General features: G+C 70.9%; 6 protein-coding genes and 2 pseudogenes. All 8 read left to right on the top strand.

Annotated features, from left to right (window positions below; genetic code table 11):
• A pseudogene (locus AC2CJA_RS16050) lies at positions 1 to 190 on the top strand (ABC transporter ATP-binding protein); the annotation flags it as partial.
• Positions 187 to 2,763, top strand: coding sequence for an ABC transporter permease (locus tag AC2CJA_RS16045; RefSeq protein WP_484603388.1), 2,577 nt, complete (start codon positions 187 to 189; stop codon positions 2,761 to 2,763). The pseudogene AC2CJA_RS16050 and the gene AC2CJA_RS16045, both read left to right, overlap by 4 nt.
• A gap of 223 nt (positions 2,764 to 2,986) precedes the next feature.
• Positions 2,987 to 6,547 (top strand): transcription-repair coupling factor, encoded by a 3,561-nt coding sequence (gene mfd / locus AC2CJA_RS16040; RefSeq protein WP_484603387.1) that lies wholly within the window; start codon positions 2,987 to 2,989, stop codon positions 6,545 to 6,547.
• Positions 6,548 to 6,677: 130 nt separating this feature from the next.
• Positions 6,678 to 7,661: an aldo/keto reductase gene (locus AC2CJA_RS16035; RefSeq protein ID WP_484603386.1), complete on the top strand. Its 984-nt coding sequence runs from the start codon at positions 6,678 to 6,680 to the stop codon at positions 7,659 to 7,661.
• Between the two features lie 404 nt (positions 7,662 to 8,065).
• Positions 8,066 to 8,347 (top strand): annotated as a pseudogene (locus tag AC2CJA_RS16030) (CocE/NonD family hydrolase); the annotation flags it as partial.
• 557 nt (positions 8,348 to 8,904) lie between these two features.
• Complete coding sequence (locus AC2CJA_RS16025; protein ID WP_484603385.1) at positions 8,905 to 10,386, top strand: polysaccharide lyase 6 family protein; 1,482 nt, start codon at positions 8,905 to 8,907, stop codon at positions 10,384 to 10,386.
• A gap of 253 nt (positions 10,387 to 10,639) precedes the next feature.
• Positions 10,640 to 11,623 carry a glycosyltransferase family 2 protein gene (locus AC2CJA_RS16020; RefSeq protein WP_484603384.1) on the top strand — a complete coding sequence of 328 codons (984 nt, stop codon included), beginning with the start codon at positions 10,640 to 10,642 and terminating at the stop codon, positions 11,621 to 11,623.
• A gap of 1 nt (position 11,624) precedes the next feature.
• Positions 11,625 to 13,082: polysialyltransferase family glycosyltransferase (locus tag AC2CJA_RS16015; protein WP_484603383.1), on the top strand; the 1,458-nt coding region annotated here is incomplete at its 3' end.

The raw sequence follows: 13,082 nt of genomic DNA, 5'->3' as shown, positions 1-13,082 counted from the left end.
CCTGCGCGAATCGGTGCGGGAGCTGGGTCAGACCGTGGTCATGGTGACGCACGACCCGGTGGCCGCCTCGTACGCGGACCGGGTCGTCTTCCTCGCCGACGGCCGGATCGTGGACGAGATGCTGCGGCCGTCGGCGGAGGCCGTGCTGGACCGGATGAAGGCGTTCGACACGTTCGGGCGGGTGTCATGACCGTTCTGAGGACTTCGCTGCGGAATTTCGTGGCGCACAAGGGCCGGATGCTGCTGAGCGGTGTCGCGGTGGTGCTGTCGGTGGCGTTCGTGTGCGGGACGCTGGTGTTCACGGACACGATGAACACGACGTTCGACCGTCTGTTCGAGCAGACGGCCGCCGATGTGACGGTTTCGTCGAAGGACGCTGGCAGTGGCGAGGCTCCGGCGACGGGGCGGCCGGCGACGGTGCCGGGTTCGCTGGTGGAGGATCTCCGGGGGGTCGAGGGGGTTTCCTCGGTCTCGGGCGGTGCGTTCAGCACGGGTGTGACGGTGGTGAACGCCGACAACGAGAACCTGGGGTCGTTGACGGGGGCGCCGACGATCGCGAGCAACTGGACTTCCATCGACGAGAGGGCGATGGAGATCGCCGAGGGGCGGCTGCCGCGTGGTCCGGGCGAGGTGATGGTCGACGCGGACACGGCCGGCAAGCACGGTCTGGAGCTGGGGGAGGAGCTGCGGACGATTTCGGCGATGGGTGACTTCCGGTCCGAGATCGTGGGTGTGGCGGCGTTCAGGTCGACGAATCCGGGTGCGACGGTGGTGTACTTCGACACCGGCACGGTGCAGGAGAGGCTGCTGGGGGATTCGGACGCCTACACGGATGTGTATGTGACGGCGGCCGGGGGTGTGAGCGACGAGGAGCTGAAGGAGCGTGTCGTCGCGGAGCTGGGTTCGGGTGAGTACAGGGTCCGGACGCAGGAGGAGTACAAGGCCGAGGGCCAGGACGAGATCGGTTCGTTCCTCGATGTGATCAAGTACGCGCTGCTGGGTTTCGCGGGGATCGCGTTGCTGGTGGGTGTGTTCCTGATCGTGAACACGTTCTCGATGCTGGTGGCGCAGCGGACGCGTGAGATCGGTCTGATGCGGGCGATCGGTTCGAGTCGTCGGCAGGTGAACCGTTCGGTGCTGGTGGAGGCCGTGCTGCTGGGTGTGCTGGGCTCGGTGGTGGGTGTGGCCGCCGGTGTGGGTCTGGCCGTGGGGCTGATGGAGCTCATGGGCCTGGTGGGGATGAATCTGAGCACCGATGATCTGACGCTGCGGTGGGTCACGCCGGTGGTCGGTGTGGTGCTGGGTGTCGTGGTGACGGTGCTGGCGGCGTATCTTCCGGCGCGGCGTGCGGGCCGGGTGTCGCCGATGGCGGCGTTGCGGGACGACGGTCTGCCGGCGGCGGGGAGCCGGGTGGGCCGGGTCCGTTCGGGTGTGGGTCTGGTGCTGACGCTGGCCGGTGCGGGTGCGCTGGTGGTGGCGGCGGGGTCGGAGGATGCCGCGGGCGGGTCGTTGTTCCTGGCCGTGGGCGTGCTGCTGACGCTGGTGGGTTTCGTGCTGATCGGTCCGCTGCTGGCGGGTGGTGTGGTGCGGGCGCTGGGCGCGGTGGTGCTGCGGGTGTTCGGTCCGGTGGGGCGGATGGCGGAGCGCAACGCGCTGCGCAATCCGCGTCGTACGGGGGCGACGGGTGCGGCGCTGATGATCGGGCTGGCGCTGGTGTCGTCGTTGTCGGTGGTGGGCGCGTCCCTGGTGGCGTCGGCCGGTGATGAGCTGGACCGTTCGGTGGGTGCGGACTTCATCCTGCAGTCGGGTGCGAGGCAGCCGGTGGTGCCGGAGGTCGTGGAGCGGGTGCGTGCCACGGAGGGTGTGGAGCATGTCACCGAGTACCGGTGGCTGGAGGCGCGGCTGACGGGGCCGGACGGCGAGACGGTGAGGGAGTCGGTGACGGCGGCCTCTCCGACGTATGCCGGGGATCTGCGGGTGGAGACGGTGGCGGGTGAGCTGCCGGCGGCGTACGAGCGGGATTCGATGTCGGTGCCGGAGGACTTCGCGAAGGCGCACGGGGTGGAGGTCGGTGACCGGGTCGAGGTGGATTTCGCGGCCGGTGGCACGGCGGAGCTGACGGTGCGGGCGGTCACGGCGTCGGACACGAGTGTGGATCAGGGCGCGATGTATCTGAGTGTCGCGACGGCGCGGCGGTATGTGCCCGAGGACCGGATGCCGTTGAACATGATGTTGTTCGCGAAGGCGGAGGAGGGGCAGGAGGATGCGGCGTATGCGGCTCTGAAGGGGGAGCTGGAGCCGTTCCCGCAGTATCAGGTCCGTAATCAGGCGGATTACAAGGAGCTGCTGGAGGACCAGGTGGGGCAGTTGCTCAACATGGTCTACGGGCTGCTGGCGCTGGCGATCGTGGTGGCGGTGCTGGGTGTGGTGAACACGCTGGCGCTGTCGGTGGTGGAGCGGACGCGTGAGATCGGTCTGATGCGGGCGATCGGTCTGTCGCGGCGGCAGTTGCGGCGGATGATCCGGCTGGAGTCGGTGGTGATCGCGTTGTTCGGTGCGCTGCTGGGTCTGGGGCTGGGTCTGGGCTGGGGTGTGGCGGCGCAGCGGTTGCTGGCGCTGGAGGGGCTGAAGGTGCTCGAGGTGCCGTGGCCGACGATCGCGGTGGTGTTCTTCGGTGCCGCGGTGGTGGGTCTGGTGGCCGCTTTGGTGCCGGCTTTCCGGGCGGGCCGGATGAACGTGCTGAACGCGATCGCCACGGAGTAGTCCGCGGGGCCCGTGGGGTTTGCGGGCCCCGTGCCCCGTGGTGCGGCCCGGTCGCGGTGGGTGCGGTGTGCGCCTGCCGGGGCCGGGCCGCTGTGCTGTGCGGGCGGGGGTGTGGTCGTCGTAGGCTGGAACCCCCGGCCCGCTCGGCGTGTCGGGTTGTCGGTGTTGTCCGGGCGCCGGTGCGGTCGCCTTTGTTGTCCAGCCTCTGGGATGGAACGTCTCGATGAGTCTCACCGGTCTTCTTGATGCGGTCGTGGTGGATCCGGCGCTGGCGGAGGCGGTGCGGGCCGCTGCCGACGGCCGTCGGCGCGAGGTGGATCTGGTGGGTCCGCCGGCCGCGCGGCCGTTCGCGGTGGCGGCGCTGGCGCGGTCGTCGGGGCGGCCGGTGCTGGCGGTGACGGCGACGGGGCGTGAGGCGGAGGATCTGGCGTCGGCGCTGCGGTCGTTGATGCCGTCCGGCCGGGAGAACGCGGTGGTGGAGTATCCGGCGTGGGAGACGCTGCCGCATGAGCGGCTCTCGCCGCGGTCGGACACGGTGGGGCGCAGGCTGGCGGTGCTGCGCAGGCTGGCGCATCCGAGTGCGGACGATCCGTCGGCGGGGCCGGTGAGTGTGGTGGTGGCTCCGGTGCGGTCGGTGCTGCAGCCACAGGTGAGGGGTCTGGGGGATCTGGAGCCGGTGGGGCTGCGTACGGGGCAGCAGGTGGAGCTGGACTCGGTGGTGGACGCGCTGGGGGCGGCGGCGTACGCGCGGGTGGAGCTGGTGGAGAAGCGGGGTGAGTTCGCGGTCCGGGGCGGGATTCTGGATGTGTTCCCGCCGACGGAGGAGCATCCGCTGCGGGTGGAGTTCTGGGGGGACGAGGTCGAGGAGATCCGTTACTTCAAGGTGGCCGATCAGCGGTCGCTGGAGGTGGCGGAGCACGGGTTGTGGGCGCCGCCGTGCCGTGAGCTGCTGCTGACGGATCAGGTGCGGGCACGGGCGGCGGAGCTGGCCGAGGCGCATCCGGAGCTGGGCGAGTTGCTGGGGAGGATCGCCGAGGGCATCGCGGTGGAGGGGATGGAGTCCCTGGCGCCGGTGCTGGTGGACGACATGGAGTTGCTGCTGGACGTGATGCCGGCGGGGAGCATGGTGGTGGTGTGCGATCCGGAGCGGGTGCGTACGCGGGCGGCGGATCTGGTGGCGACCAGCCAGGAGTTCCTGCGGGCGTCGTGGGTGGCTTCCGCCGGTGGGGGGCGGGCGCCGATCGATGTGGGCGCGGCGTCGCTGTGGGGGGTCGCGGATGTGCGGGAGCGGGCGCGTGAGCTGGGGATGCCGTGGTGGTCGGTGAGTCCGTTCGCCATGGGGGCGGCGGATGCCGGGGGCGCGGGGTCGGATTCGCTGACGCTGGGGATGCGGGCTCCGGAGAGTTATCGGGGGGACACGGCGCGGGCGCTGGCGGACACCAAGGGGTGGCTGGCGGACGGCTGGCGGTGTGTGTTCCTGACCGAGGGGCAGGGTCCGGCGGCGCGCACGGTGGAGGTGCTGGGGGGCGAGGGGATCGCGGCGCGGCTGGTGCCGGAGCTGGGGGAGGTCGCCCCGTCGGTGGTGCATGTCTCGTGCGGGACGCTGGAGAGCGGTTTCGTCGATCCGGGTCTGCGGCTGGTGGTGCTGACGGAGACGGATCTGTCGGGTCAGAGGGCGGCGAGCCGGGATCTGGGGCGGATGCCGGCGCGGCGGCGCAAGACGATCGATCCGCTGACGCTGCGGCCGGGCGACTACATCGTGCACGAGCAGCACGGTGTGGGCCGGTACGTGGAGATGGTGCAGCGTACGGTGCAGGGGGCGACGCGCGAGTATCTGCTGGTGGAGTACGCGCCGGCGAAGCGTGGGCAGCCGGGGGACCGGCTGTTCGTGCCGACGGACCAGTTGGAGCAGATCACCAAGTACGTGGGTGGTGAGCAGCCGTCGCTGCACCGGTTGGGGGGTGCGGACTGGACGAAGACGAAGGCGCGGGCGAAGAAGGCGGTCAAGGAGATCGCCGCGGATCTGATCAGGCTGTATTCGGCGCGGATGGCGGCTCCGGGGCACGCGTTCGGTGCGGATTCCCCGTGGCAGCGGGAGCTGGAGGACGCGTTTCCGTACATGGAGACGCCCGATCAGCTGACCACGATCGCCGAGGTGAAGGAGGACATGGAGAAGTCGGTTCCGATGGACCGGCTGATCTGCGGCGACGTGGGTTACGGCAAGACGGAGATCGCGGTGCGGGCGGCGTTCAAGGCGGTGCAGGACGGTAAGCAGGTGGCCGTTCTGGTGCCGACGACGTTGCTGGTGCAGCAGCATTTCGGGACGTTCTCGGAGCGGTACGCGCAGTTCCCGGTGAAGGTGCGGGCGCTGTCGCGGTTCCAGTCGGACGTGGAGGCGAAGGCGGTCATCGAGGGGCTGCGGGACGGTTCGGTGGACGTGGTGATCGGCACGCACCGGCTGTTCTCGTCGGAGACGAGGTTCAAGGACCTGGGTCTGGTGATCGTCGACGAGGAGCAGCGTTTCGGTGTGGAGCACAAGGAGCAGCTGAAGAAGCTGCGGGCGAACGTGGATGTGCTGACGATGTCGGCGACGCCGATTCCGCGGACGCTGGAGATGGCGGTCACGGGTATCCGGGAGATGTCGACGATCACCACGCCGCCGGAGGAGCGGCATCCGGTGCTGACGTTCGTCGGTCCGTACGAGGAGCGGCAGATCGGTGCGGCGATCCGGCGTGAGCTGCTGCGCGAGGGCCAGGTGTTCTACATCCACAACCGGGTGGAGTCGATCGACCGGGCGGCGGCGCGGCTGCGGCAGATCGTTCCGGAGGCGCGGATCGCCACGGCGCACGGGCAGATGTCGGAGGCGGTGCTGGAGAAGGTGGTGGTGGATTTCTGGGAGAAGAGGTTCGATGTGCTGGTCTCCACGACGATCGTGGAGTCGGGCATCGACATCTCCAACGCCAATACGCTGATCGTGGAGCGGGGCGACATGTTCGGCCTGTCCCAGCTGCACCAGTTGCGGGGCCGGGTGGGCCGGGGCCGGGAGCGGGGGTACGCGTACTTCCTGTATCCGCCGGAGAGGCCGCTGACGGAGACGGCGCACGAGCGGCTGGCGACGATCGCGCAGCACACGGAGATGGGCGCGGGCATGTACGTGGCGATGAAGGACCTGGAGATCCGCGGGGCGGGCAATCTGCTGGGCGGGGAGCAGTCGGGGCACATCGCGGGGGTCGGTTTCGATCTGTATGTGCGGATGGTGGGGGAGGCGGTGGCCGACTACCGGGCGGCGCTGGAGTCGGAGGGCTCCGGGGGCGCGGTGGAGGAGGCGCCGCTGGAGGTGAGGATCGAGCTTCCGGTGGACGCGCATGTGCCGCACGACTACGCGCCGGGGGAGCGGCTGCGGCTGCAGGCGTACCGGGCGATCGCGTCGGCGAGTTCGGAGGAGGACATCGCGGCGGTGCGCGAGGAGCTCGCCGACCGCTACGGTCCGCTGCCGGAGCCGGTGGAGAATCTGCTGCTGGTGGCGGGGTTGCGGATGCTGGCGCGTTCCTTCGGGGTCACCGATGTCACGCTGCAGGGTTCGAATGTGCGGTTCGCGCCGGTGGAGCTGCGGGAGTCGCAGGAGCTGAGGCTGAAGCGGTTGTATCCGCGGTCGGTGGTGAAGGCGGCGGCCGGGCAGGTGCTGGTGCCGCGTCCGGCGACGGCGCGGATCGGGGGCAGGCCGGTGGTGGGGCGTGAGCTGCTGGCGTGGACGGGGGAGTTCCTGACCACGGTGCTGGGCTGATCGGCGGGCCGGTGCGGCGGGCCGGTGCGGGGACTGCTCCGGAAGCCGATCATGGGAGCGTTCCCGTAGTCGGTGACCTGCGAGGACCGGCCCGGTTCGCCGGTCCGGCCGGAACGTAGGATCGGGTGCCATGGAGCAGCGAGTACTGGGCAGGACGGGCCGCGAGGTGTCCGTCGTGGGACTGGGCACCTGGCAGCTGGGCGCCGACTGGGGGCAGGTGCGCGAGGAGGACGCGCTGGCGGTGCTGGACGCCGCGGTGGAGTCCGGGGTGACGTTCTTCGACACCGCCGACGTGTACGGCGACGGCCGCAGCGAGCGGCTGATCGGCCGCTTCCTGGCGGAGCGGCCGGGTGCGGACGTGTTCGTGGCGACGAAGATGGGCCGCCGGGCGGACCAGCTTCCCGGCAACTACAACCTGGCCAATTTCCGGTCCTGGACGGACCGGTCGCGCACGAATCTGGGTGTGGAGACCCTGGACCTGGTCCAGCTGCACTGCCCGCCGTCGGAGGTGTACTCCTGCGACGAGGTGTTCGACGCGCTGGACACCCTGGTCGCGGAGAAGCGCATCGCGGCGTACGCGGTGAGTGTGGAGACGTGCGCCCAGGCGCTGGAGGCGATCGCGCGGCCGGGCACGGCGAGTGTGCAGATCATCTTGAACCCGTTCCGGCTCAAGCCGGTCGAGGAGGTCCTTCCGGCGGCGGCCGAGGCGGGGGTGGGCATCATCGCGCGGGTGCCGCTGGCCTCGGGGCTGCTGTCGGGCCGCTACACCCGTGAGACGGTGTTCTCGCCGGACGACCACCGCAGCTTCAACCGGCACGGTGAGGCGTTCGACCAGGGGGAGACGTTCTCGGGCGTGGACTACGAGACGGGCCTCGCGGCGGCGGCGGAGTTCGCCGGGCTGGCCCCGGAGGGGATGGCCCCGGCGCAGACGGCGCTGCGCTGGGTGATCCAGCAGCCGGGGGTGACCTCGGTGATCCCCGGTGCGCGCAGCACCGGGCAGGCGCGGGCGAACGCGGCGGCGGCCGGGCTGCCGCCGCTGCCGCGGCGGACGCTGGAGGAGATCGCCGCCCTGTACGACCGCAGGATCCGTGCGCAGGTGCACCACCGCTGGTAGCGGTACCCGTGCCGCGGGTGGATGGGCGGCGGGGCCGGCCGGAGTGGATGGCGGCCGGCCCCGCCGTCTCTCCCGCCTTCACTCCTTCCACATCCCTCCTCTCCAGTTACCAGGGTTTCTCCGTTCTCCTCCCTTTTCTTCCCGTGTATTCCCGACGGCGCCGTGCAGGTGAATGTCCGCCGTTGTCCCGGGGCGGCCGGGAGGGCTCCTGAGGAACCGGCACGGGGGAGTCGTCTCAGTGAGCCGGGCGGACGTCTCCGTCATCGGACCGGACGAGGAGAACATCGAGACACTGCGCGGGGTGGAGTACCGCTTCCACCCCCTGCCGGATGTCGAGGAGCTCCAGCACGGCGAGATCCCGGTGGCCGAGCTGCTGGAGAAGGCGCGCGGAGCCGGACGCGTTCGACGGCGGCACGGTCCGTTTCGAGGAGATCGACCTGGATGTGCGCCGCCGCGCCCACGAGCGCTACGACTCGGTCGCCGACGACTTCACCTCGGTCCGGGGCGAGTCGCAGTGGACGATGGAGTTCTCGCGCGGCGACCGGAACGCGCGGACGGTGACCCGCACGGTGCTGAGCCGCACCGAGAAGGAGTTCGTGCTCGACGCCACCCTCGACGGGCACGAGGGGGGGTTCCGGGTGTTCTCCCGCACCTGGAACGAGACGCTGCCCCGCGACCGCGTCTGACCGCACCCCGCCCTTCCCCCGAGGGGCAGGGGCTTCCCCGGGCGCGGAACACGGCCGAACCGGACGGCCCGTCGATTCAACCGGCAAAGCGTGACGGAAGATCGAGGTTAACGAAAACGAAATCCCCCGTTGACGGCCTCGTTGCCCCATTCTATGGTTTACCAGTGCTGGTGTATCGCCGACCGTGTCCGGTGAATCACCCCCCTGAATTGATTGACCGCGCGGCGTGAAGCGCCGTACAGCCTCTCACTTCCTCCCCTCCAATTGCCGACACGGCATCGAGTGATATCCCGGGAGTGCCGCTACCGGTCCGACGGCCCGTACCGCGGCGGCACCCGACGGACCACCGCGGCCGAAAGTCCGCCCGTCGCCCTTTCCAGAGCCGGTGCGTGGACCGGCCGGCCTCATCGGACGGCACCGCGACCCGGTCGGTACCGCGAGCCCACACATCACCCGTACGGATCACCGATCGCGGCCTCCACCGTCCGGTCCCCGCCGGCCGGCGCGACCGCGGTGATCACATCGTGTGTCCCGATTTCTTCCAGAGGAGGAACCCCGTGAACAGATCAGAACCCGGGCCCCGCGGAGCCGTCGCCGCCGCAGCCCTCGCGGTCGCGGCCTTCACCACCGCGGCACCCGCTCTCGCCTCCACCGGTGGCACGCCATTACCCGCCGTGAACACGGCCTCGGCCCCACGGGCCAACACCACCGTCGTCAACGTCTCCTCGTCTGAGCAGCTGGCCACCGCGGTGGCCAACGCCGCGCCCGGGCACACGATCGTCCTCGCCGACGGCTCCTACTCGATCGGCAAGATCAGGTCCAGGAACGGCACCCCCGGCGCACCCATCACGGTCATGGCCGCGCGACAGGGCAAGGCGGTCATCAGCGGAGGGCAACTCGAGCTCCTCGACTCGTCGTACGTGACGTTCTCCGGGCTGAAGTGGACGAACGGCAACACGCTCAAGATCGACGGTTCGCACCACATCCGGTTGACGCGCAACCACTTCCGGCTCACCGAGTCGGGCTCGTTGAAATGGGTCCTCATCCAGGGAGCCGACAGCCACCACAACCGGATCGACCACAACCTGTTCGAGGACAAACACCAGCTCGGCAACTTCATCACCATCGACGGATCCTCGACCCAGCAGTCGCAGCACGACCTGATCGACCACAACCACTTCCGCAACATCGGTCCGCGCGCCACCAACGAGATGGAGGCGATCCGGATCGGCTGGAGCGCGATCTCCGGATCGGACGGGTTCACCACGGTCGAGAACAACCTCTTCGAGAACTGCGACGGCGATCCCGAGATCATCTCCGTGAAGAGCAACGCCAACACCGTCCGGTACAACACCTTCCGGACATCTCAGGGCTCCCTGACCCTGCGCCACGGCAACCGCAGCCAGGTCCACGGCAACTTCTTCCTCGGGGGCGGCAGGGCCGGCACCGGCGGTGTCCGGGTCTACGGCCAGGACCACAGGATCCACAACAACTACTTCGAGGGGCTGACCGGCACCGGCTACGACGCGGCACTGCAGCTCGACGGTGGGGATGTCGACACCTCGGGCGCGCTCTCCGCGCACTGGCGGGTGTACCGGGCCACGGTGGTGCACAACACCTTCGTCGACAACGTCTCGAACATCGAGATCGGCGCCAACTACAGACTCGCCCCGGTCGACAGCCTGGTCGCCGACAACATCGTCGCCGGCTCCTCCGGCAAGCTCTTCGACGAACTGAAGGCGCCCGAGAACATGACGTACGCGGGCAACATCGGCTGGCCGACCGGTTCCGCCACCGTCGGGATCGACACCGGCGTCCGGACCGTGAACCCGTTCCTGGTCAGGCAGGGCGGGGTGTACCGACTCGGTGTCGGCAGTCCCGCGGTGAACACCGCGTCGGGTGGCCACGGCTTCCTCACCGACGACATGGACGGCCAGGCACGCGAAGGGACGGCCGATGTCGGAGCGGACGAGCTGTCCACCGCCCCCGTGGTCCGCGGGCCGCTCGACCCCGCCGACGTCGGAGTCAGCGCCCCCTGACCGGTCCGGAGCGGCACCGCCCGTCGTCCGGGCCCCGCGCGGGCAGCGCGCGGTGGTGCCGCCGGACACCGGCCGGTACGTACGGGCACCGGGCGGCCCATCAACCAGACGTACGTTCAGAGTTCACCCGGGCGTCCCCTCGGTGGCGCCCGGTGTGAACGGTGTGCGACTAGCCTCCGCCTGCGGGGCCGGCAGTCGTGGACTCTAACGGGCCTGTCGGCCCGCCGCCCTGTCCGCAGCGTCTGGAAACCACGTGCCGAAGCTCTCAGTGATCGTCCCCTTCCACAACGTCCAGGAGTACGCGCAGGACACCCTGCGCAGCCTCGCGGCCAACGCGCGGCCGGGGACGGAGTTCGTCCTGGTCGACGACTGCTCCACGGACGCCACCGCGGAGATCCTCGACCGGGCCGTGAACGACCTGCCGCGCGCCCGGCTGGTACGGCACGAGGAGAACCGGGGGATCGCCCAGGCCCGCAACACCGGCATCGAGGCGGCCGAGGGCGAGTACCTGACCTTCCTGGACGGCGACGACTGGTACGCGCCCGGTTATCTGCGCGACCTGCTGCGCGCCGCCGAGGAGCTGGACTGCGACTTCGTGCGCACCGACCACGTGCAGTCCACCGGCCGCGACCGTGCCGTCAAGCGGGCCCCGGCGCGGCGCCGGGACGCGGCGCTGAGCACCCGGGACGCCATCGCGCCGGCCGAGATGGAGACGATGGTGGACTACCCCTTCGTCTGGGCCGGCGTCTACCGCCGCGGCCTGTTCGAGACCGGCGGCGACGGTCTGGGCATGCGGTTCACCACCCATCTGCGCACCGCCGAGGACCGCGTCTTCATGTGGCAGCTCCACCTGCGGGCGAAGACCTTCGCGACGGTCGGCCTGCTCGGCGTCTTCTACCGGCGCGGGGTCACCACCTCGCTGACCCAGATCCGCGACGCCCGGCAGCTGGACTTCATACCGGCCCACGACCTGATCCTGGCCGAGGTGGCCGCCGACCGCGAGGCCGAGCGCTTCCTGCCCAAGATCGTGCGGACCTACTGCGCCATGATCGCCTTCCACGCGGCGAACGCCCACCGCTACGAGCCCGCGGCGGCGCGGCGGCTGAAGCACGAGTCGGCGGCGGCGCTGCGCCGGATGCCGCGCGAGGTGCTGGAGCGGACCCTGACGTCGATGGACCACGAGCGCGCCAGAACGCTGCGGCGGCTGCTGGGCGGCACGGCACGGAAGGCGGCCTGACATGGCTGGCACCACCGGCACCACCGGCACCACCGGTAGCACGGACATCGGCGGCAGCGCCGGCGGCGGCGCGGGCGCGCACAACCGCGTCCAGATCTTCGAGGTCTCCACCCTCTACGGCGCCGCCACGCTCGCCGCCGCCCTGGACGCGGGCCTGTTCGGGCCGTGGCACCGGACGCTGCGCGTCCTGCTGGTCTCCAACAACGCCGAGGTACCCGAGACCGCCTCCCGGCTGGACGGCATGCGCGGCTGGCACCGGCTGGCCGCCCGCTTCGACCGGGTGGTCGACTGGAACGACGCCATCCGCCCCCACCACCCCAGCACCTGGAGCCCGGTGGGCAACGACTGCCCGCTGTGGGAGCGGATGTTCCGCGCGAGCTGGGACCTGGGCGACGGGCCGGTCGACCTCGTCGTGGAGTCCGTGCACGTCAGCCCGGCGAAGGCGCTGGCCGCGATCTTCGCGAGCGCCTCCGTCCACGTCTACGCCGACGGCCTGATGAGCTACGGCCCCACCCGCGAGAAGCTGCCGCAGACCCTGGCCTGCCGCATCCAGCGGCTGCTCCACCTCGATCTGGTGCCCGGTCTGACGCCGCTGCTGCTGACCGAGTACGGGGTGCCGCCCGAGCTGGTGCCCGGCGGGGCCTTCCGCTCGGTCCTGGACGAACTCGACGACGCCGCCGGGGACGACGGACTGGACGCCGAACTCGACCCGGACGGCGGGGGCATGCCCACCGCCGTGCTGCTGGGCCAGTACCTGGCGGCGCTGGGCATCCTCACCGTGGACGAGGAGGAGGGGCTGCACGAGCGGATGCTGCGCGGCGCGGCCGCGGCCGGACACCGCGCGGTCCTCTTCAAGCCCCACCCCACCGCGCCCGCCCGCTACTCCAAGGTGCTGGACAAGGCCGCCGCGGACACCGGCGTACGGCTGGTGGTGCCGAAACGGCCGATGCTGGCCGAGACCGTCTTCCGGCGGTGCCGCCCGGAGCTGGTCGTGGGCTGTTTCTCCACCGCGCTGCTCACCGCCTCGGCCCTGTACGGCGTGCCCGTCGCCCGGGTGGGCACCGGGCCGCTGCTGGACCGGCTGACGCCCTACCAGAACAGCAACCGGATCCCGCTGACCCTCGTCGACGCCCTCGTGCCCGACCTGGAGGCCCCGGCCGCGGAGGGGAGCCCGCGCGGCGAGGTGATCACCGGGTCCGCGGAGGCGGTACGGCGGGCCGAGCCGCTGGTGCGGGCCGTCGGGTACTGCATGCAGGCCGAGCGCTACCCCGCCCTGCGGGCCGAGGCCGAGGCGTGGCTGACCGCCCGTCTGGACGACACCACGGTCCGCTACTTCAAGCGGCGCCGCCTGACCGCGCTCGGTCTGCCCGGGGGGCTCGCGCCCGGTCTGGTGCGCCGTCTGCCGGGCAGCGACCACGCGCTGCGCGCCGCGCGCCGGGTCAGGCGGGCGGCGGCCGCC

Source organism: Streptomyces sp. ATLC9 (assembly GCF_057196705.1).
This window is presented reverse-complemented; position numbering and strand designations above follow the sequence as displayed.